This window comes from Burkholderia sp. PvR073, from assembly GCF_054055695.1.
Window position 1 is genome coordinate 336,568 of the sequence record NZ_JBSRXO010000001.1, and the last position, 22,423, is coordinate 358,990.

The 22,423-nt window shown below is 64.7% G+C and carries 16 protein-coding genes; 5 read left to right on the plus strand and 11 right to left on the minus strand.

Annotated elements, in window-relative coordinates:
- The first annotated feature begins 224 nt into the window (after positions 1-224).
- A complete protein-coding gene (locus ACVK00_RS01440) occupies positions 225-545 on the plus strand; it encodes a hypothetical protein (protein WP_284893801.1) in 321 nt (106 codons plus the stop codon).
- Between the two features lie 110 nt (positions 546-655).
- On the opposite strand, the gene ACVK00_RS01445 is transcribed toward ACVK00_RS01440, so the two are convergent.
- The 4 genes from ACVK00_RS01445 to ACVK00_RS01460 all read right to left on the minus strand — a co-directional run bounded on the left by ACVK00_RS01445 (position 656) and on the right by ACVK00_RS01460 (position 4,244).
- Positions 656-1,000 (minus strand): DUF4148 domain-containing protein, encoded by a 345-nt coding sequence (locus ACVK00_RS01445; RefSeq protein WP_166725900.1) that lies wholly within the window; start codon positions 998-1,000, stop codon positions 656-658.
- Between the two features lie 199 nt (positions 1,001-1,199).
- Entirely contained in the window at positions 1,200-2,612 is a 1,413-nt protein-coding gene (gndA, locus tag ACVK00_RS01450) for an NADP-dependent phosphogluconate dehydrogenase (RefSeq protein WP_166725901.1), read from the minus strand.
- 97 nt (positions 2,613-2,709) lie between these two features.
- Positions 2,710-3,351, minus strand: a complete 642-nt coding sequence (locus ACVK00_RS01455; protein WP_228909454.1) for a DUF938 domain-containing protein — start codon at positions 3,349-3,351, stop codon at positions 2,710-2,712.
- Complete coding sequence (locus tag ACVK00_RS01460; RefSeq protein ID WP_228909453.1) at positions 3,348-4,244, minus strand: NAD-dependent protein deacetylase; 897 nt, start codon at positions 4,242-4,244, stop codon at positions 3,348-3,350. Before ACVK00_RS01460 ends, ACVK00_RS01455 begins: the two co-directional genes overlap by 4 nt.
- A gap of 1,109 nt (positions 4,245-5,353) precedes the next feature.
- Here ACVK00_RS01460 and ACVK00_RS01465 point away from each other — a divergent pair.
- The 3 genes from ACVK00_RS01465 to ACVK00_RS01475 all read left to right on the plus strand — a co-directional run bounded on the left by ACVK00_RS01465 (position 5,354) and on the right by ACVK00_RS01475 (position 11,669).
- Positions 5,354-6,313 carry an LLM class oxidoreductase gene (locus ACVK00_RS01465; protein WP_284893800.1) on the plus strand — a complete coding sequence of 320 codons (960 nt, stop codon included), beginning with the start codon at positions 5,354-5,356 and terminating at the stop codon, positions 6,311-6,313.
- A gap of 145 nt (positions 6,314-6,458) precedes the next feature.
- Positions 6,459-8,915, plus strand: a complete 2,457-nt coding sequence (locus tag ACVK00_RS01470; RefSeq protein ID WP_284893799.1) for a mechanosensitive ion channel domain-containing protein — start codon at positions 6,459-6,461, stop codon at positions 8,913-8,915.
- 918 nt (positions 8,916-9,833) lie between these two features.
- Positions 9,834-11,669: a S53 family peptidase gene (locus tag ACVK00_RS01475; protein ID WP_228909451.1), complete on the plus strand. Its 1,836-nt coding sequence runs from the start codon at positions 9,834-9,836 to the stop codon at positions 11,667-11,669.
- Positions 11,670-11,858: 189 nt separating this feature from the next.
- Here the strand turns inward: ACVK00_RS01475 and ACVK00_RS01480 are convergent, their stop codons facing one another.
- From ACVK00_RS01480 to ACVK00_RS01505, 6 genes are all read right to left on the minus strand, one after another.
- Positions 11,859-13,481: a sulfatase gene (locus ACVK00_RS01480; protein ID WP_284893798.1), complete on the minus strand. Its 1,623-nt coding sequence runs from the start codon at positions 13,479-13,481 to the stop codon at positions 11,859-11,861.
- Between the two features lie 60 nt (positions 13,482-13,541).
- Positions 13,542-13,901 (minus strand): BON domain-containing protein, encoded by a 360-nt coding sequence (locus ACVK00_RS01485; protein ID WP_284893797.1) that lies wholly within the window; start codon positions 13,899-13,901, stop codon positions 13,542-13,544.
- A 72-nt stretch (positions 13,902-13,973) separates the two neighbouring features.
- Positions 13,974-15,032: a porin gene (locus tag ACVK00_RS01490; RefSeq protein ID WP_435521276.1), complete on the minus strand. Its 1,059-nt coding sequence runs from the start codon at positions 15,030-15,032 to the stop codon at positions 13,974-13,976.
- A gap of 142 nt (positions 15,033-15,174) precedes the next feature.
- Positions 15,175-16,662, minus strand: a complete 1,488-nt coding sequence (locus tag ACVK00_RS01495; RefSeq protein ID WP_284893795.1) for a sulfatase-like hydrolase/transferase — start codon at positions 16,660-16,662, stop codon at positions 15,175-15,177.
- A gap of 31 nt (positions 16,663-16,693) precedes the next feature.
- Positions 16,694-17,941, minus strand: a complete 1,248-nt coding sequence (locus tag ACVK00_RS01500) for an MFS transporter (RefSeq protein WP_284893794.1) — start codon at positions 17,939-17,941, stop codon at positions 16,694-16,696.
- 147 nt (positions 17,942-18,088) lie between these two features.
- Entirely contained in the window at positions 18,089-20,269 is a 2,181-nt protein-coding gene (locus ACVK00_RS01505; protein ID WP_354123159.1) for a beta-glucosidase family protein, read from the minus strand.
- Positions 20,270-20,499: 230 nt separating this feature from the next.
- On the opposite strand from ACVK00_RS01505, the gene ACVK00_RS01510 reads away from it, so the two are divergent.
- Positions 20,500-21,120, plus strand: a complete 621-nt coding sequence (locus tag ACVK00_RS01510; protein ID WP_284893792.1) for a TetR/AcrR family transcriptional regulator — start codon at positions 20,500-20,502, stop codon at positions 21,118-21,120.
- A 42-nt stretch (positions 21,121-21,162) separates the two neighbouring features.
- Here ACVK00_RS01510 and ACVK00_RS01515 read toward each other — a convergent pair whose 3' ends face one another.
- Positions 21,163-22,068: a formylglycine-generating enzyme family protein gene (locus tag ACVK00_RS01515; protein WP_354123160.1), complete on the minus strand. Its 906-nt coding sequence runs from the start codon at positions 22,066-22,068 to the stop codon at positions 21,163-21,165.
- Positions 22,069-22,423: the final 355 nt, after the last annotated feature.

Consider the following 22,423-nt stretch of genomic DNA (forward strand, 5'->3'; position numbering starts at 1 on the left):
AAAGATACCATTTGTCGCGCTCGGGACCGCGACAGGCGCTCGATCCGGCAACAATCTTGCGGCACCGCGGACGGGTGTCGGCGGTCCGCAAGCCGCGCCGCGCGGGCGTCCGGGCGGCTTCCTGCGGGCCGGACCGCGGCGGCCGGCCAGCCACCGCCCCGCTGCCGGCCACCTCCTATACTCCGAAATGCACCGCACGATCCGCCAATGACGAGGAGATCAACATGAACAATGCGATGTTTCTGTCCGTGCAGTTCAACGCCGAGGATTTCGCCGGTTCCAGCGGCCTCGTCGAATTGCTCAATCGGCACCTGCTGTTCGCGACGGACGTCGCCGAAGCCGCGGACGCCCTCGTCCAGCTGGCGAGCGTCGCGCACCTGAGCGGCGCCACCCGGCACAGCGTCGAGCTGCCGGTGCTCGCGATCGAGCGGCTGCGCGACGCGCTCGATACGCTGAGCGGCTACGACGAAGCGTGGCTACAGGCGCTCGAGCCCGCCGATGCGCTGTTCCGGGACATCGGCCGCGGCCCGCAGCCGCTGCACTGACGCGGCAGGCACCAATGAAAACAGCCCGTCGTTCCGTGATGCGGAACGACGGGCTGCGTGTACTGCGGGGGTCGGATCAGGCCGCGCATGCGGCCTGCGATCGATGACGATTAACGACCCTTGTAGACCGGTGCGCCATCCGACACGCGCTTCACTTGCCAGCCGGTCTTGGCGGCTGCCGGAGCACCCGACTCTTGCTGGGCGGCCGGTTGCGCGCCGTAGCCGGTCGTATCGGCGGCAGCGACGTTCTGTTGCGGGCTCAGACGGGCTTCAGCTGCCTGGATGCCTGCCGGGTAGTCGGTACGGTCGCTGCCCAGCTTGTAGCCGGCCTGTTGCAGCTGGGCCAGTTCGGCCTTGACCTGCGCACGGGTGACGGGCGCGTTCTGTTGGGCAAACGACACGGCGGGAACGGCGAGGACAGCAGCTGCAGCGAACGTTGCGATCAGCGATTTCATGATTACCTCCGGGATTTTTTTGCTTCGCCGCACACACCATGTCTGCAGCGATTGAACAAAGTTTAGTCCGGAGATCACCTAGGGAAAACCATGAAAGAACGAAAACACTGTTTCCGCGGAGCCAACAATTCCGGGATCCGGAAACGAAAAACCCTACTCAAAGAATAGATTTTCGCAACAATACCGTCCTCGCAGCCCGTTACGACCAGTTCGCGTGGAAGCTGCCCGGCTTGTCGGTGCGCTCGAACGTGTGCGCGCCGAAGAAGTCTCGCTGCGCCTGCACAAGGTTCGCCGGCAGCCGCTCGGAACGATAGCTGTCGAAGTACGCGACCGCCGACGCGAACGCCGGCACCGGCACGCCGGCCTTCACCGCGGCCACCACGACGTCGCGCAGCGATGCCTGGTAGTTCGCGGCGATGTCCTTGAAGTACGGGTCGAGCAGCAGGTTCGCGAGCGCCGGATCCTTCGCGTACGCGTCCGTGATCTTCTGCAGGAAGCGCGCGCGGATGATGCAGCCCGCGCGGAAGATCTTCGCGATCGTCCCGAGGTCGAGACTCCAGCCGTACTCTTCGGACGCCGTGCGCAGCTGCGCGAAGCCCTGTGCGTACGAGATCACCTTGCTCAGGTACAGCGCGCGGCGCACCGCTTCGATGAACGCGGCGCGATCGCCGTCGAACGGCGCGGCGGCCGGGCCCGACAGGATCTTGCTGGCCGCGACGCGCTCGGTCTTCAGCGACGACAGCACGCGTGCGAACACCGACTCGGTGATGAGCGGCAGCGGCACGCCCAGATCCAGCGCGTTCTGGCTCGTCCACTTGCCGGTGCCCTTCTGCGCGGCGCGATCGAGGATCACGTCGACGAGGTGCTTGCCGGTTTCGTCGTCCTTCTTGCCGAAGATCTTCGACGTGATCTCGATCAGGTAGCTGTCGAGTTCGCCCTGGTTCCATTCGGTGTACACCGCGCCGAGTTCGTCGTTGGTCAGGCCCGCGACGTCCTTCAGCACCGCATAGCTCTCGGCGATCAGCTGCATGTCGCCGTATTCGATCCCGTTGTGGACCATCTTCACGTAGTGGCCCGCACCGTCAGGGCCCATGTACGCGACGCACGGCTCGCCGTCCGACGGCGCCTTCGCGGCGATCTGCTTGAGGATCGGCTCGACCAGGTCGTATGCGTCGCGCTGGCCGCCGGGCATGATCGACGGGCCGCGCAGCGCGCCCTCTTCGCCCCCCGACACGCCGGTGCCGATGAAGTGCAGGCCCGATTGCGCGAGTTCCTGGTTGCGGCGGATCGTGTCGGTGAAATGCGTATTGCCGCCGTCGATCAGCACGTCGCCCTTCTCGAGCAACGGCTTGAGCGATGCGATCGTCGCATCGGTCGCTTCGCCGGCCTTCACCATCATCAGGATCCGGCGCGGCGTTTCAAGCGACGCGACGAACTCCTCGAGCGTATAGGTCGGTACCAGATTGCGACCGGGGAATTCGGCGATCAGTTCGTCGGTTTTCGCGCGGCTGCGGTTGTACACCGACACCGCATGACCGCGGCTCTCGATATTGAGTGCGAGATTGCGGCCCATCACCGCGAGCCCGATCACACCGATTGCTTGTTTGCCCATTATTCAATTCTCCGGAAAAAACGGGGCGCGACCCGAACCGGGCCGCGCGCACAGGCGAAAGGATAGTGGAAACCCGGCCGCGATGCGCGCCGGCGTGTCATTGCTCCGCGTGCGGCAGGCGCCGGAACACGACGCTCAGGTTGTTCGCCGGCATCTCGATGACCTCGATGCAGTCGAGCCCGCGATCGAGGCCGAGCGCAACGACTGCCTCGAGATCGCGCACGCCCCACGACGGATCGCGGCTGCGCAACTGCTGGTCGAAGGCTGCGTTGGACGGCGCCGTGTGCCGGCCTTCGCGGCGATACGGGCCGTACAGGAACAGCACGCCGCCCGGGCGCAGCGCGCGCGACGCGCCGTCGAACAGCGCGTCCGTGCAGGCCCACGGCGAGATATGAATCATGTTGATGCAGACGATCGCGTCGAGCGCCGCGGCCGGCCACGACGCGTCGCGCACGTCGAACGCCAGCGGCTCGGCCAGGTTCGCGAGGCCGGCATGCGCGACCCACGCAGCGATCGAGCGGCGCGCGTGCGCGTCGGGATCACTCGGCTGCCAGCGCAACCCCGGCAGCGCCTGCGCGAAATGGACCGCATGCTGCCCGGTGCCGCTCGCGATCTCGAGCACACTGCCGCTCGCCGGCAGCACGCGGCGCAGCACGTCGAGGATCGGCCCGCGATTGCGCTCGGCGGCCGGCGCCGACAGCCGCGCGGACGGATCGGACGAAGACGTCGGCCCGGTCACGATGCGTGCTCCGGCGCACCGCCAGAAACGCCCAGCCGCGCGTTCAGCGCGTCGAGCGCGGGCGCGCAACGCGCCTCGACCTTCAGCGCCAGCATCGGATCGGCGCGCGTGCGGCCAAGATTCAGCGCGGCGACGGGCTTGTTCCGTGCCTGCGCCCACACGCAGAACCGATAGCCGGAATACACCATCAGCGACGAGCCGACGACGAGCAGCGCATCGGCCGCATCGAGCGCCTGCGACGCCAGCGCGACGCGTTCGCGCGGCACGTTCTCGCCGAAGAACACCACCGCCGGCTTCAGCAGCCCGCCGCAGGCCGGGCAGGCCGGAATGCGGAACGTGTCGAGCGCGGCCCATTCGAGGTGCGCGTCGCCGTCGGCGGCGGGCTCCGCCTGCGCGCCCAGCAGTTCCGGGTTGTCCGTTTCGAGCACGGTCTGGATCGTCGCGCGCGCGTGATGCGCGCCGCAATCGAGGCACGTGACGCGGTCGATGCCGCCATGCAGTTCGATCACGTCGCCGCTGCCCGCGCGCTGGTGCAAGCCGTCGACGTTCTGCGTGACGAGGCGCTCGATCCGGCCGGCGCTGCCGAGCCGCGCGAGCGCGACGTGCGAACGGTTCGGCTGCGCGCGGCCGACCACGGGCCAGCCGATCATGCTGCGCGCCCAGTAGCGTCGGCGCGCCGCGTCGGAACCGAGGAATTCGTGCAGCTGGATCGGCGGCGAGCGCATCCATTGACCGTTGCGGTCGCGATAGCCGGGAATGCCGGAATCCGTGCTGATGCCCGCACCGGTCAGCACGAGCAGCCGCGGATGGCGCTCGACGAACGTGTGCAGCGCATCGAGCGCGGCCGGATCGATGCTGGCGGATGAGGGGTCGTGCAAGGCGGTGTCGTTCATGTTGGCGGCGCGTGTTCGGGCGCGGCGGCAGGTCGTGCACCGCACGGGCGGCCAGCGCGCCAGCACATGATACAGAACGCCGCGCGATCGGGCCGGCGGTCCGCGCGCGAGACCGGCGCACAAAAAAAGACGCCCATCGACCACATGGCGATGGGCGCTTCAACAATTGATCCATCGGGGTAGTGGATCAACTGACAGCACAATGTCATCGGATCCGCCGCGGCGCGGCCGGCGGACCTTTCCCCTGAACTACACCTTCGATTTACTGATGTTGCGCGGAGCGCCGCGCTGGACCGCATGCGGCACGCATGCGCATGCGTCGGGCGCGGTGCGCCTGCGTTTCGCGCGTCGGCATGACGATCCGGAGGTCATGGTCGCCCATCTGCATGCACCGGCAGTTCATCCTCGACGACCGACCAGCACCCGTCGGCCTCGCGCGTCACGCCTGCACGTCGTCGTTCGGAACGAATCCGGTTGGTTCGGATGGAACGGAAGGCCGCGCGCTCACGTCGCCGCAATCAACGGCGAGGCAGATTCACGGGCAGGTCGGCGATTCATGTTTGCAACACGGCGCGTTGCGATTCGGTCTGTTTTCATTCTCTTGTCCCCGTCTTCTGTACGTCCGACCCACTGAAGCGATCGCCCGGCCCCTGCTGCGCCCGCGATCGCGCTCACGGCCCATACAGATATGCAAGGAGCGCACCATGCTTCGCGGCGCAAGGCCGCGCGGGCCGGTGAAATGGCCCCGATGCAAATCGCACGGCGACAGGAATGCGTGAATGTTTCGAAAGTGAAACGACGGGAAACGGCCGGCGCGATCGACGGCGGCCGGCGCAACGCGGGCGTTGCAGGAACGGGACGCGTGGCCGGCCGTACACGTGCGCCTACACGATGCCGACGAGCCACTTACAATCGCCCGACGCTGACCGCGTTCGGCGCGCGGCTCTCGCACGTCGGCGCCGAAGCGGGCGTCGCGACGCGTGGCGGAGCGCCTCGGCCTCGCGCCGCGCGACACGACGCTGCGGATCGCGTCGCGGGCGTCGCGAACACGTTAGCATTCGGACACCGTACGGCGCGCGAGCGCTTCGCCCCGTCTTCAAGGAATGCACATGCCCCTGCCCGCCTTCGACCGCGCCGACGTCGCGCATCGCGTCTTCTCGGCCGAGCGGCTGTCGATCGGCCTGACGTTGCCGCTGCTGCGCAGCGGTCGTGCCGTCGCGGATTTCAACGAGCAGCTCGAACTCGCGGCGCTGGCCGATTCACTCGGTTTTCGCGCGCTGTGGATTCGCGACGTGCCGCTGAACAGCGCCGACTATCCCGACCCGGTCGGGCATCTCGATCCGTGGGTGCTGCTCGGCGCGCTCGCGGCGCGCACGCGCCGGATCGCGCTTGCGAGTGGCGCGATCGTGCTGCCGCTGCGTCATCCGCTGCATGTCGCGAAGGGCGCGCTGTCGGTCGCGACGCTGTCCGGCGGACGCTTCATCCTCGGCCTCGGCTCCGGCGACCGGCCGCCCGAATATGCAGCGTTCGGCGTCGATGCGCAAACGCGGCGCGACCGGTATCGCCGGCATTGGGACATCGTCGCGGCCGCGCTCGCCGTGCCGTCCCGCGTGCTGCCCGACGAAACGCCGCCCGACGCACCCGACTTCACGCTGCTACCGCGCGGCGATGACGCGGTGCCGATGCTCGCGGTCGGCTCCGGCGGACAAAGCGTCGACTGGATCGCACGGAATGCGATCGGCTGGATGACGTACCACCGCGATCCGGACACGCAGCGTGCGCGCTATTCGATGTGGCGCGCGGCGGTCGACCGGCTCGCACAACCGGCCTTTCGCGCGTTCGGCGTGTCGATGCGGCTCGATCTCGATGCGAACCGCGATGCGCCGGCCACCGCGCTGTCGCTCGGTTATGCAACCGGGCGGAACGCGCTGATCGGCATTCTGCGGGACATGCGCGCGGCCGGCACGCACCATGTCACGCTGAATCCCGGCTCGGACCGGCCCGTGCGCGAGGTCATCGAGGAAATCGCCGAGCACGTGCTGCCGATCTTTCACGACGAGCCAAGCTGATTCATCAGGAACGCATGCCGCACGCGGTATGCCCGAATCGAATATTCATCGACGGAACTATTCGGTTGCGATCGCGATCATGTTAACTTCCGTCCATCGTCCAGACCGGTGGGCCACGCTTCGATGCGCGCCCGCACGCCTACTCATGCGACATTTCCTGCTCGGCTGGCTGCTCGCCGCCGTCGTATCGGCCGCCCACGCGGCCGCCCCCGCCCAGACCACCGCATCGGCCGCCTCCGGCGCCGTGCCCACGCTGACGCCGCAACAGGCGCAGCAGGCCCTCTCCGTGCTGCAAAACCCGCGCGAGCGCGAACAGGTCGAAACCACGTTGCGCGCGATCGCGGCCGTCGGCGTACTGAGCACGCCCGCGCTGCCGGCGAGCGGCGCGGCGCCGGCCAGCGCGGCATCGGCTGCCGCCGCCCCCGCCGCGCTGACGACGAACGGGCTCGCGTCGATGGTCGTCCGGCAGGGATCGCGCTGGGCCGCCCAAATCGGCGGCGCGCTGCACGAATCGCTGAGCTCGCTGCTCGACGTCGGCTCGGTGGGCAACTGGTGGCACGAGCGGCTGGTCCGCGCCGACGCACGAGCGGACCTCACGCGCGCGATCGGGATCATCCTCGCCGTGCTCGTGCCCGCGTTCGTCGTCGAATGGTTCGCGAGGCGGCTGCTGCGGCGCGCGCTGGCCGCCCTGGGCGCGCGTCGCGCCGAATCGTCGCGCCTGGCCGACGACGAGGCAGCCGGATCCGAGCCGCCCGGGCCGGACGACGACACGGCGCCAGCCTCAACGGTCGACTCCGCCGCTAACGCGGACGGCACCGGCACGCCCGATACGTCGTCGCAAGGCCGCGGCCATGCGCGGCGCAACACCACGCTGCTGCGCCGGATGCCGCGCGCGCTGATCAGTCTCGCCTTGCGGGTCGTGCCGCTGCTGGTGTTCGTCGGCGTCGCGAGCCTGACGATGTCGTTGCTCGACGACGCCGGCACGCCGACCGAAATCGCGCTCGAATCGCTGATCGACATCTACGTGATCTGCCGCCTCGTGACAATCGTCAGCCGGCTGTTCTTCCAGCCCGATGCGCCGCAGCTGCGGCTGCTGCACATCAGCGATGCATGGGCCGCGTTCGCGCAGCGCTCGATCGCGCGGATCGTGATCGTCCTCGGCGCCTGCACCGCCGCGGTCGAGATCGCCGGGAGCTTCGGCCTCAGCGACGCCGGTCACGTCGCGCTGCTGAAGGCCGTCGCGCTCGTCGGCCACCTGATGATCTCGGCGCTGATCCTGCAGTGCCGCCAGCCGGTCGCCGCGCGCATCCGCGCCGCCGGCGAGGAGCGGCCGGCCTTCGCGATGATCGGCAATGCGCTCGCCGACGCGTGGGCGCCCGTGTCGGTGTTCGTCGTGATGGCGTTGTGGTTCGTGTGGGCGCTCGACGTCCACAACGGCTACCGCGTGCTGATCACGCTCGGCGGCCGCTCGATCGCCGTGATGGTCGGCATGCGGATCGTGTCGATCGTCGTGTTCGGCGCGCTCGCGCGGCTGTTCCAGCGCCGCGACGACGATCGCACGCTCGTCCACCTGCACGCGTACCGCTACTACCCGCTGATGCGCCAGATCGTGTCGGCGGTGATCGCCGTCGTGACCGTCGTGCTGCTGCTGCAGACCTGGGGCGTGCCGATCTTCCATGCGTTCGGGACCGGCACGATCGGCCATCGGCTCGCGTCGGCGCTGATCACGATCGCGATCGCGGCCGTCGTCGCGCTGATCGTATGGGAAGCCGCGAACATCGCGATCGAGCGGCGCCTGCAGCTATGGACGCGCGAAGGCAACCTCGTGCGCGCGGCGCGGTTGCGCACGCTGCTGCCGATGCTGCGCTCGCTGCTGTTCATCCTGATTGCGCTCGTCGTCGTGCTGACGGGCCTCAGCGAAATCGGCGTGAACATCGGCCCGCTGCTCGCCGGCGCCAGCATCTTCGGCGTCGCACTCGGCTTCGGCTCGCAGAAGCTCGTGCAGGATTTCATCACCGGGATCTTCCTGCTGATGGAGAACGCGATGCAGGTGGGCGACTGGGTCACGCTCGCCGGCGTGTCGGGCACGGTCGAATACCTGTCGATCCGCACCGTGCGGCTTCGCGCGGGCGACGGGTCGCTGTACACGATCCCGTTCAGCTCGGTGACGACCGTCAACAATACGAACCGCGGGCTCGGCAACGCAGCCGTCAAGGTCAGCATCGCTTACGGCCAGGACATCGATCTCGCGATCGCGACGCTGAAAGAGATCGGCGCCGCGTTGCGCGACGACCCGAACTACAAGGACGGCATCCTGTCGGATTTCAGCTACTGGGGCATCGACCAGGTCGACGGCGCGATGATCGCGCTGGCAGGCCAGATCCAGTGCAAGGACTCGGCACGCTGGGGCGTGCAGCGCGAATTCAACCGGCGGATCGCGGTGATGTTCCGCGAACGCGGGATCCGGATCGCGAATCCGCAGCGCAGCCTCGTCGCATATGACGAAGGTTCGCGGCCCGTGGGCCCCGAAAACGATGGCGATGCCGCCGGCATGCCTGCCGCCGAGACGCGTCCCGCCCCGCCGGAGCGCAAGCCGAACTGATCGCGCGTGCCGTGGGCTTCTTCGTGCGCGGCACGCGCTTCGATGCGTCGGCCGGTGCAGCAGCCTTCGCCGCGCGTTTCACGCCCACGCCGCGCTGTAAGCCGGCCGATGTTTCGTCGGCAATTGCACCGCGCTGCCCATGCCAGTGTTCGAGGCGCTCGCCCGGCAAAGTTCGTCAATGGCGCCGGCATCGCACTCGAATCCGGCGTTCCGCACCGGACGTCGTGACACCCGGTGCATTGCGCGACGGATGACCGGCACCGCCGACTCGAATGTTTCTTCCACAACGGTTCGCCCATTACGATTCGAACCGCGAATGATCCGGCCGATGAAGTTGCGATTACAACCAAATCGGGTTTCGGAAATTACAAAACACCCCAGATCTTTTCAAAAGCATTTCAGCTTAATTCATTTAATTTTGTTTCATATAATCAGAAAAAGTTTGACACCGAACTTTCGTTCTTGATACCGTCCGATGCAAGCAATCTGACACATTGCAAACCACGCAATCGATCCGCTCGACGCATTTCGCTTCCGCCGCACCGAAGTTCTCGCCGCCGACCACCTCTCTTCCGTCGGCGCATGCAACATCCCGATGCATTTCATTGGGCAGCTGCCGTCCGGCAGCGGGCCGAAGGACCGAACCGAATGAGCAGGACACCGAAACTGTTGCTCTAGCCATTCCCGCCCGCATCAAGCCCGCTGGCGCGGCCACCCGAAACGTGGCGCAGCGCCACCACTACGTAGCATTCCAGCATTTCGCTCCCGGAGGTCACCACCTTTCCGGATCGGGCGAAAGGCCCCGTCGCGTCCGCGCCATCCACGCGAGCGCGGCGGATATCGGCGGCACACGATCCGCGCCGCTGTCGACTGTTGTTGTTCATGCCGTTCGATGTTCAACCGGAGGGGTAATTCAAAATGAATCAGGTTGCAGACAAGAAACAAAAGCATATCCGCATCGTCAAGCTCGCCTTCGCCGCCGCGGCAGCCGCTTCGTTCGGCATGACGGCCGTCCATGCCGCACCGGCCGCCGGCTGGACGGAAACGCGCACCAAGGGATTCCTGCCGCTCGTCCAGCAGGGTGAAAGCAGCAGTACCGCCGGCGCACCGGCGGCCAGCACCGCCGCCGCTGCGGCGGCTGCCACCGAGATGGCGCCCGGCGAATCGGTGGACATCGTGCTCGGGCTGAACCTGCGCAACGAAGCGCAACTCGACCAGTACCTGCGCGACCTGCATACGCCCGGCTCGCCGCACTACAAGCAGTTCCTCACGCCGGCGCAGTTCGCCGCGCAATACGCGCCGACCGACCAACAGGTCGCCTCGGTCGTCTCGCACCTGCGCAAGGCCGGCTTCGTCAACATCGTGGTCGCGCCGAACCGCCTGCTCGTGTCCGCATCCGGCACCGCGGCAACGATCAAGTCGGCCTTCCGCACGACGCTCAAGCGCTTCACGCGTAACGGCCGCAGCGTCTACGCGAACACCGACGCCGCGCAGGTGCCGAACGCGATCGGCGGCATCGTCGGCGCCGTGCTCGGCCTGCAGAACGTCGAGCTCATGCATACCGGCGCGGGCGGCAAGCCGCAAGGCAACACCAGCAACCTGACGATCCCGGCGGGCGCATCCGCGGTGCCGCACAACCCGACCGAGTTCTCGTCGCTTTATGGCGGCGACGGTACGCCGACGGCCTCGCAGACCACGGTCGGCATCATCTCCGAAGGCGACCTGTCGCAGACGGTCAGCGACCTCAACACGTTCGCCGCGAACAACGGCCTCGGCACGATCAGCAGCAGCGTCGTTCCGACAGGGCCGTCAGGCAGTTCGTACACCGATACATCCGGCACCGTCGAATGGAACCTCGACAGCCAGTCGATCGTCGGCGCCGCCGGCGGCAGCGTGAAACAGGTCGTGTTCTACGTCGCGCCGTCGATGACGCTCACGGCGATCACCGCCGCGTACAACAAGGCGGTGAGCGACAACGTCGCGAAGGTCATCAACGTGTCGCTCGGCGTGTGCGAATCGTCCTCGTACAGCACCGGCTCCCAGGCGACCGACGACACCATCTTCAAGCAGGCCGTCGCGCAGGGGCAGACCTTTTCCGTGTCGGCCGGCGACCACGGCGCATACGAATGCGCGAGCGGCACGCCGTCGCGCTCGACCTACACGGTGAGCGAACCCGCGACGTCGCCTTACGTAATCGCGGTGGGCGGTACGACGCTGTTCACCAATACGTCGACCAACGCGTACAACAGCGAAATCGTGTGGAACGATCCGAGCTGGCAGGCGGGCACCGTGTGGTCGACGGGCGGCGGCTACAGCAAATACGAAGCCGCGCCGTCGTGGCAATCGTCGAGCCTCACCGGATCGACCAAGCGCGCGCTGCCGGACGTCGGCTTCGACGCCGACCTGCGCACCGGCGCGATCCTCGTGGTGAACGGCCAGACGTCCGACACGCTGTGGGGTTCGGGCTACCTGAACAACGAAGGCGGCACGAGTCTCGCCGCGCCGATCTTCACCGGCATCTGGGCGCGGCTGCAATCGGCCAACAACAACGCGCTCGGCTTCCCGGCGTCGAGCATCTACAAGTACTTCCCGACCAACGCGGCCCTGCTGCACGACGTGACGTCCGGCAACAACGGCAGCGGGACGTATGGCTACAAGGCAAAGGCCGGCTGGGACGCGACGACGGGCTTCGGCAGCGTGAACATCTCGAAGCTGAACACGTTCATCCAGAGCACGTCGGATTTCGCGCGCTGACGGCCGGATGACGCGTGCGGTTCCGCGCCTGTCGGCGAAGCCAAGCGCTGCCGCACGAAAAAACAAAACCCGCGAAGGCCGTGAAGCCTTCGCGGGTTTTTCGCATTCCACGCCGGGCCGCGACAGGCGACCGTGCCTTCCGCCCTGCCGCCACTCCTTCTTGCGGACGGCAAAGCCTTCACATACGGCTCAACGGTCCGGAGATGCTTCGGCGCGAACGCGCCGGCCCTCCACTTCAGCGCGCATCACTTGCGCACGCGCGGCCAGATGCAGACGTAGCGCCTCAGATCGATCCGCGTGGGCACGGGCGAGCAGTTGATCGCGGTCGATCGGGCCCGCGGCCGGCAAACCCAAACGTTCATACTGCTCGTCCGGTGCGTCGCTGGCACGCATCAGATCCCGAGCGAGTGTCGCCATGCGCTGCTCCACGGCATCGTCGTACAACGGGCGCGCCTGCCCGGGATCCGTCATCAAGTCGAACAGCAGCGTGCCGGCACGATACGAATATCCAATAGGCCGGCTCGCGATCTTCATCATGCTCACGCCCTGTGAAAACGGAAACGGCGCTGCCAGCTCGATATCCTGCAGTTCGTCGACGCTGAACATCTCGCGCATGTGCGTGGGCATCAACGTATATTCATACACCGGCGCGTTGCGGTCTGGGTCCGGCCCTGAGCGCATATATACGTAACGCCCGTCCGTCACGTTGACGTGTTCGCCATGCATGCCGAACAGCGCCGCCTCCCGAACCGGCAGATCCTCGTCGATGGTTTTCGCGAGCGCCACACCCTGCATGCGCGGCGTCGCTTGCACGCCGAAGAAATCGAGCAGCGTCGGCGCGATGTCGATCATCTGCACGAGCGACTGGCGTCGAACGCCCGCACGGCGGGAACGCGGGTCCCAGATGAAAAGCGGCGTATGCGCGAGCTCGTCGAACCAGGGTTGCGCCGTCTTGGCCCACCAACCGTGTTCTCCGAGCATGTAGCCATGGTCCGTGCACACGATGAGCATCGTGTCCTGCCACAGATTCAGTTCATCCATCAGGTCGAGAACCCGCCCCAACGAGTGATCGCACATGGATACCAGCGCGGCATATTCGGATCGCGCGTGCCGAATGTCGTCGTCGGTTTCGTTGCCGGATACCGGACCGTATGGCGGCCAGTCGAAATGCGCGTCCGTATTCGTTCGAGGATAAAGATCGCGATACTTCGGATAACTGGCGAACGGTTCATGCGGATCGAAAGTCTCGATCTGAAGCAACCACGAATCCGCATCGTGATTTTCCCGGATGAACGCCTCGCCTGCGTCGAACGTCAGCGTTTGCGGATGGAGATCTTCGGTCGGATAGTACTGGCGGTTGACGAAGTCTTGTCGCGCGGCCTTCTCGTTCAGCGCCCCCTTGAGCCGCGCCGGAATCGGCGGCTGCCGGATTTGCCCCTTCCACGGGTCGCCTTCCTGCCCTCGAAAGAACTCCCAACTGCTGTACCGCGTGTGATAGGTCGCACCGCCATCTTCCCAATAGTGCGGATGATCGCTGGCCAAATGCGTATGGATGCCCTCGCGTCGAAGCATGTTCGGCATCGAATCGTCAAACGGCTCGAGCGGCCCCCAGCTTCGATGCAGGAAGTTGTAGCGCCCCGTATGCAATTCCCTGCGGGCAGGGATGCACGCCATGCTGCCGATATAGCAGTTGTCGAACGTCGCGCTCCGCTCGGCAAGCCGCTGGAAATTCGGCGCCTTGACCCACTCGTTGCCATAAGGCGGGAGCATGTGCCGATTGAGGCTATCGTACATCACGAGAATTGCTTTCATGATTCGCTCATTTCACTCCAGGATTAACGCTCATTCTTCATGCGATCGGCTCGCTGCTCGTCAGTTTCGTGTACGGATACGAAGCTGGTTGCGTACCTCACCGACGCCCGGCACGCGCTGCGCGGTACCGATAGCCAACGCGCTCTGTTCCAAATCTGCTACATCGCCGGAGAGCGTCACGACATCGCCGCGCACGAAGATCAACAAGCGACTCGCATCGAGTCGCTTCGCTCGCCCGAGCGCACGCGCAACGCGCTTCCTCAATTGGCGATCCGCCGCCTTCTGCGCCTTGGTGGGCGCCGCCGCGGGCATTGACGAAAGCGCCGGTTCCGCCTGCCGCTCCTGAGCCGCCGCGCTCGCGGCCAGCACCGTCAGTGCCGTTGCCACAGCGACCCGGCACACCATCACTCGAACATGCATACATCCTCCCCGTAAAATCGATGCGCCGGTCGTGCTTCGTGTTCGAGCACGACCTTGCCATCGAATGTGTATCTAGAATTGCGTGATCATCCCGATCGAAACACCGGTCACCGCGCGGCCATCCGGACGAAGATTCAACGCCGATACGTTCGTGGGATCTTTCTTGTAAGCACCGGAAAATCCGTTTCGGTCGAATTCAACATAGAGTTCGGAGCGCTTCGACAGAAAATATTCGACCATCGCATACGTCGTCATTTTTCGGCCGTCGGCGCCAGCGACATTTTTCAGATTGCTGGCGATGTCGTAATAGGTCGCCCCGGTGAACTGCAGCGTGGGCGTTACCCGATAGACGAGCCCTACCGACGGAATGTGATCGCGTCGTTCCGCGCCGGCCGCGGTCGCCGCGGAAACCTTCAGTGCGCTGTAGCTCAAATACATCCGGGTCGGCCCGAGCTGCCACGTTGCCCCGCCCATCGCCGTCTCCGCGCGTTGCGACGCACTAGCGTTGTAGGTCTTCTGATACGCGGCGGCCAGCAGCAACGTCCGAAACTGATAGCTGGTGCCGACGGCGAAGTTGGTCCCGGCCCGCGTATTGCCGGCCACCCCGCCCGGCGAATAGCTCGCCCGCAACGTGAATCCGCCGTTACGTCCGACGTACTTGATCGTATTGTTGAAGCGCGCGTCCAGCGTGAAGAAGTTGCCGCCCCACACAATGCCCGGCACGGTGGCCAACGAAGGCCCGTTGGCCTCATTCGGGTCGAGCTGAACCCCAATGTCTTCCGCTGCGTTGAGTTGACGCCCCAGCATCAGCCGGCCGAATCCGCCCTCCAGCCCGACATAGGAGCGCTGAGAGAAGAAAGTACTCGACGTTTTCGTGCCGCCCGTGCCAGTAATGAAGCCACTCTGCAACATGAAGATCGCACGCCATCCCGCGCCCAAGTCTTCCACCCCGCGGATGCCGAACGAGTTGCCCGAAATGGAATTGCTGTCGAACCCGATCTGATGCCCACCTTGTATCCCGTCGGTCCAACGCACGCCTCCCCCGACCGTTCCGAACAGCGTCACACTCGACTGCGCATACGTATATCCTGAGATCACCATGGCGATCACCGCTACAGCTCCTTTCCGCACTGTCTCCTCCATTTAATAATTAGTTCTATTAAGTAATTATTATGAAAATTCAACCGGAAAACTGTCTGGCCAATGCCACCGCCCGACCTGGAAATCAGGTCGCCGAGCTGTCGGCTTGGACAACTCCGCGACCTGAGCGCCGTCAACGTTCCTGCTGTTCGCGCCACTCTCCGGGACGCGGCAAATCGACGACCGGGAATCGGGCGCCTTTCCCGGCCGGCAGCACATCCGCTGTCTCGACTTGCCAGCGCAACAAGGACGCGAGCAGATCGGCCTCTATCTCGGCGTATTCCGGCATACCGGCCAGATTCGTCGTCTCGTTCGGATCGGTCGTCCGTCGATACAGTTCCGGCCCTTCGTACAATCGCCACACGTAAGTCCATTCAAGCGTGCGAACGACCGCCACTTTTCCGACCGACTCGGGATGCTCCCTTTGCTGCATGCCCTTGATGTCGTACGGGAAGCCGGCATTCTCGAAATGATCGGCTTCCCTGACGAGAAATCCTCCTTCGCTGAACACCTTCTCGCGATGCGCCGCACCGGTCTCGCGAAGGCACTGCACGAAGCTGCGCCCATAGTGCGCGTGCGTGGCCTCGAGACCCGCCAGATCCAGCAACGTGGGAAACACGTCGATCATTTCCACCAACGCGTCGGAAACGGTGCCGGCCACACCGGGCGCCGACACGCCCGACACGATCAGCGGGTTTCTCAGCAGGCATTCGTGCACGCCAGACGGCCACTTTTCGGCGAGACCGAAATCGCCGAGATATTCGCCGTGATCGGAGAAGAAGGTGGTGATCAGCCGCTCCGGCTCGGTCGCCTGCCGGGCCGCATCCACGATCCGCCCGACGTGATGGTCGAGCCTCGACACCATCCCGTAATACACGGCACGCAATTCCCGCCACTGCGCTTCGGTCATGTGATCCCAGCCGTGCGCTTTCGTGAGCGCGTCGATGTAGGCCGGCATGCGCCCGCTCCCGGCGACACGTTCGAGCACCATCTCGCGGTCGTACATCGAGAACCACGGTTCTTCCGCCTCGAACGGAGGATGCGGGGCAAAGAGCGGGACATATAGCACCCAGGGTTCCCGCGGCGGAGACTTGAGCCAGTGCTCCGCTGTCTTGACCACGACTTCGTCATATTCGACGTTCGCCTGATCCTGCGAGCGCTGCCCGCGATAGAACGCACGGACCATCGGATCGCTCGGATCACCCTGCGTCTTGCTCCGCAGAAATTCGCCGGCGCTGCGCCGCGTTTCCTCGGGCAGGAAGCCGTGCTCATGCATCGACAACTCGGTCGCACCGGCGGCAAACGAGTCGCCACGGCCGCCCGCCATCGCGACGTGGTAGCCGCTTTCCTTGAAGACGCGCAGGAAATTGGGTTCATGCGGGCCCAGCAAGTGGCCGAGTGTCCGATGACCGCCCACATGCGGATACCGGCCCGACAGGAACGACACGCGCGACGGTGAACACACGCTGTGCTGTCCGAACGCTTGCGTAAAGGCCACGCCGTCGGCTGCGAGCCGGTCCAGATTCGGTGTCCGGACCTGGGTTGACGGATGCACGGCATGCACGCAATCGGCACGTAGCTGATCCGCGACAATGACGACGAAATTGGGCTGCTTGGTCATTTCAAATCCGATGGTAAAGAGACGTTCGATGTCAACGAACCGCTTTGATGAAGGTGATGACGAGCGCACCGAGCGCCGTCGCGCAACTCGCCGTCACGAACAAGGTGTCGTAACGGATCGCACCGCCGGGCAATGTCAGCCATGTCACGAAAAGCGACAACACGAATTGCGGCAGCACGTTTGCGAGGTGGAACACGCCCATGTCCTTGGCCGCGGTATCGGGATCGGGCAGCACTTCGGTCACCAACGCCAGATCGACGGCCAGATACGCGCCCTGTGCCAGACCGATCCACACGATCACGCCCAGCAGTTGCGCGAGTGTCGTGCAGGCCAGCAAGGCCAGCAGACCGAATGCCATCCCCACCCCTGCCACGAAGACGAATACCTTCCGGCGTTGCAGGCGGTCCGACAGTCGCCCGAACAGCAACGCGCTGACCGTCATCGCCGCCGTGGCGACCAACAGGCACATGAACATCGCATGAGGCGTTTCCTGTTGCGACAGGCCGATCCGGTCGCGCAAATAGAACATCAGATAGTGTTGCAGGCAGCTCACGCCGAACAGCACCAACGCACGCGATAGCCACGCGATGGCGAAATCGGGATGCTTGACCGGATTCGTCCAGAAACATGCCGCCAGCCGCTTCCATTGCAGCCGCTTGAACTGACCTTCCTCGAGTCTCCGGTCATTCGCAAACACGACAAAACATGTGATGGCGGTAAACGCGATCGCACCTTGCAACATCGCGACGGACACGAGATCGGGCGCCAGTTGCCGCACGATCCACACGCCCAGCAGAATGCCGATCGGCGGCGTGAATCCGACGATCGAGGAAAAGAATCCGAGCCGGGCGGGCGGCACCTGATCCGGGAGAATCGCATTGAGCCCGCTCAAGGTCGCATTGAACGACAGCGCCATCAGCGCCCATCCCAGCGCAAGCTGAGCCGGCGACCCAGCCGTTGCCAGGATCGCCATGGCGCCCAGACCGGCCACCGCGCCACCGAAGATCCACGGTTTGCGCATGCCCCAGCGGGCGCGCGTGTGATCGCTCAGCAAGCCGAAGATCGGTTGCGCAATCGATCCGACGATCGCGCCGACGCCGATCGCCCGGGCCAGCACGTTCGCCTTGTCCAACGGCGCGATGCGCTCGGCCAGCATCGGCAGGATCATCATCGGATACGGAATCAATGCAAGCCAGACGCCGATAAAGGCCAGGGTCAGGGTAATGCCGAGATGTCCGCGGGAGCGCCTGCCGGCCCCCGCAAGCACGAGTTCGTCCATGGTGTCTCCATTGCAGCCGATTGGGCAAAAACCACCCTGAATCATTCGACCGGATAAATTGCTGATGCGAAAATTCCCCGCCCATCGGCTATGCGCGGTACGCGAGCGCGCCCGTACCGACACAGCGCCAGCCGATCCGCCGGTTGCTTACCTGCCGAATTCACGATGCTCGAGCCGAACCGTCGCATCGACGACGTGATCTGCAGCCGAGCGAGCGAGCACGATCCGATAGTCGCCCTCGAGGATGCGCCACCGCCCCGATGTCGCGTCGAAACAACCGAGCAAGCGCGGATCCGCGACCATGCTCACCGTGACCGACGCGCCCGCACGCAACCAGACGCGCTCGAAACCGAGCAGACGCATGCGCGTCGCTTCGGCCGCATGCGTGAGATAAAGCTGCGGAACGTCGTCCCCGTCTCGCGGGCCGGTATTGGTGACGGTAAAGCTCGCCGTTACCGTGTCGCCGCCGCTCACCGCAAAATCGCTGTACGCAAAGTCCGTATAGCTCATCCCGTGACCGAACGCGAACATCGGCGTGTTGCCTTGCTGCGCGAACCAGCGATATCCGACTTCGGCGCCCTCGTGATAACGCACCTGAATCGGCGTGCCGAGTTCCACATCCGCCCCGGGCAACCGCGGATGCGGTGTTTGATCGACGCTGACGGGGAACGTAACGGGCAGACGCCCCGAAGGATTGACCTCGCCGGTCAACACCTCGGCAATGGCCTGGGCACCGGCTTGCCCCGGGAACCAGGCCTGGACGATGCCCCGCACCTTGTCTCGCCACGGCATCGCGATCGGGTTGCCGGTCTGCAGTACGACGACGACATTCGGATTCACACGCGCCACGGCTTCGATCAGGTCGTCCTGACCATACGGCAACGTCATGTCGGGGCAATCGAAGCGCTCGCCCTCGTGTCGAATCGCGTTCACGATCACGACGTCGGCCTTTTCAGCCAGCGCCACCGCATCGGCAATATGCGCGCCGCTGTCGAAATCGATCCTCGCTCCCGGCAGGCGCGCACGCAGTTGCGCGAGTGGCGATGGCCCGAAAAAACACATCGAGGTCGCGCCGAGCAACGGGTGACTTCTGAACGGAATCTCCGCCGTGTAGCCGCCGCGCGGCCGAACCTGGCTCGAACCGGATCCCGACAGGACACCGGCCTGCGCGAAGCCGCCGATCAGCGCTATCCGCCGCACATTCCGGCCGAGCGGCAACATCGCATCGCGGTTCTGCAACAAGACGATGCCTTTACGGGCAATCTCCAGTGCGACGTCGTTATGCGCGTCCGCGTCGACCGGCTCCGCGGCGGACGGCCGGTCGATGCCCACCGCAAAGTACGAGCGCAACATGCGTTGCACCATCTCGCTGATCCGTTGCCGTGGAATGCGACCTTCGTCGAAGGCCCGGCGCAATGGTTCGTTGAACCACTCGCATTCATCGAGCTGGGCACCGGAATGCTGGTCCAGGCCCTTGAGCGCGTAATCCCAGCTATTGACCGCGCGCCAGTCAGACATCACCCACCCTTCGAACCCCATTGCATCCTTTATGGTGTCCTGAATGATCTGCTTGTTACCGCACGCATATTCGCCGTTAACCAGATTGTATGCGCCCATCAACGCACCGGGCCGACCGGTCTCGATCGCGATCTGGAACGCGAGAAGATCGCTTTCCCGATGGGCGGCCGGGTCGATGATCGCATCCAGAAAGAACTTGTTCGTTTCACTCGCATTGAGCGAGACGTGTTTCACCAACGCGATGACGCCTTCGGCCTGCGTACCGGACACCATGCCCGCACCGAGCTTTCCCGACAGGAGCGGGTCTTCCGACAGGTATTCGAAATTCCTGCCGTTGCGCACCTCGCGCACGAGATTGATGCCGCAGCCGAGTGCGACGTTGAAGCCGCGCTCGCGCATTTCCTTGCCGATCAGCGTACCCGCCGCGGTGGCCAGCATCGGATCGAACGTCGCCCCGAGCGCCAGCCCCGCCGGCAGCGCGGTGGCCGTCTCGTTGACGTCATGGGTCGCCCGCAAGCCCAGACTGGTATCGGCGAGCAGCAGCGGCGGAATTCCGAGTCGCGGCACGCCATTAACGTATCCCGCGATGTCGGGGACGTGTGCCGGCACGCGCGATTCGCGCGCGTTCGTGCCGAAAATGCGCACCATCAGGCTGTACAACATCGAAAACCGCTCGTCGTCCGTCATGCGGGCTTCGACTTCCCGGGCGCGTTCGTCAGGATCGGCAATCGCCGCCATCGGCGAGGATAAGGAGGATTGAAGCACCGCATTCGAAAATTCGATACCGGCATCAGGGTCGACAGGCGTCATGAGAGCTCTTTTCATTGAATAACTATCCACTTGGATAATTTATAGATACGGCCGCCCCCTCGTCAAGCGCAATGCGATCCGTGGACACTGGGACTTTCCCCGACATCGGTCGCATGCATCGCCGAGCGAGGCCGACGACACACCCCGCCTTTCATGCGGATACGGGACGGCGTTGCGAACCCTTCGAACGAAAGGCACAATCCGGATGACTCGACTCAGGAAACGTTGCGATGCAGATTGTCAGACAGGCTCAGCAGGAACGAAGCGAGCAGACACGAGCAGAAATTCTGGCCATTGCACTCGAGCAGTTTTCGACTCGCGGCTTCGATGCGGTGAGCGTGCGCGATATCGCCGACGCGGCCGGCGTCAATCACGCGATGATTCGTTACTACTTCGGCAGCAAGGACAATCTGTGGCGGGAAAGCGTGACCTTCCTCTTCGACCGCTTCATGGAAGAGGCGAAGCCACCCGGGTCGGATGTAGGGCGAATCTCTCTCGATGTCGTGAAGGAGTACATCCGGAACTACGTCCGGTATTGCGCGAAGTATCCGGAGCACGCACGCCTGATGATGCAGGAAGCCAATCGCGATTCCGAACGATTGAAATGGATGGCGCAGACGTTCATTCGCCCACGCCACGATCTCACCATTCCGCTGATCGAGCATGTGAGCGCGCAGACGAAGGGGCTCGACAAGATCGATCCCGTCACGCTCCTGTACATGATCACCGCGATCGCGCAAATCCCGTATCTGCTGACCGCTGAAATCAAATACGCACACGGCATCAACGCGCTGCGGGAGAAGGCCGTGGAAGCCCATTGCGAAGCCGTCCTGGCGTTCGTCTTTCGCTGACGACCAGCCGTCGAGCCCGACGGAAAATCGTCGGGCCCGGCCTTATTTCCGCGTCAAATCATAAGCCACGCGAAATCCCGTGTGCCCAGCGGAAGTATCCCTTGGCCGCCCGGTTCGGGCCGCGATCCGATAGCGATAGCAATAGCTTCGATGACAGAGGTATGAGCCGCCTTTCAGCGTGCACTCCCGATCCGAGACCGCCTGCCGATCTCTCGCCTTGCCGGCGCTCGACAACGATCTGACGCGAAGCGGATCGACACACCACTCCCAGACATTGCCACTACAGTTGTAGAGGCCCGCCGGATTCGCCGCAAACGCATCGACCCGCACCGTTCCGAAGGCTCTGTCGCCTCCGCTATACCGATCGGGAAAGCGGCCTTGCCAGATGTTGCAGCAGAGCGCGTCTTCCACCGGTTCCTCGTCTCCCCACGGAAAACGTCGGGCATCGGCACCGCCACGCGCCGCATGCTCCCATTCGGCCTCGGTCGGCAATCGCCCTCCGCACCACCTTGCAAACGCGGTCGCATCGTTCCAGGAAATATGGATGACGGGATGCATGCCGCGCCCGTCAAGCGACGAAAGCGGCCCTTCGGGGGCAGCCCAGTACGCCCCCGGCACCGACCGCCACCAGGGTACGTTTGCCGGCGCCTCGGCGACGCAGTCGGGCTCGAGAAAGGCGTCGAACACGTAGCTCCATCCGAATTGCTCGGCATCCGTGCGATAGCCGGTCGCCGACACGAACTCGGCGAATCGGTCGTTCGTCACCGCGTACCGTTCGATGCCAAACGGCTTCAGATGTACCTTTCGGCGCGGCCCCTCGCCATCGGCCTTGATGACCGGCGCATCGGTGCCCACCCAGCTGGTCCCGCCGTCGAACTCGATGACGTTTTCCGCCGGGAGACGAACATTGGCCGGCGCGGGATGCACGAGCCGATCGGGTTCGGACACCGAGGCCGCGACACCTTCGCATGAATTCTCACGCCGAGGAGCGCAACACGTGCGCCCAGCAGCGGTCGATCGATCAGATTCGCTCAAGTCCGTTCTCCTCCACCCATCAATATTTATCCGATCGGATAAATATTGAACGCAAGCGTACCCGTAGTCAAGCTGAAAAATGTGCCATCAAGCATTGACCTGCCCGGCCGGTTCTATCTCCTGCGCCGATATCGCCGACGGATCGAAGGTGTAAAAAATGACGCTGCCAGACATGACAGAGCATCTGCAACCGATCCTGCTTCAATCCGGCGAGCGGCTTGCAGCGGTGGACAAGGACCGGTCGATCACCTATCGACATCTGAACCGA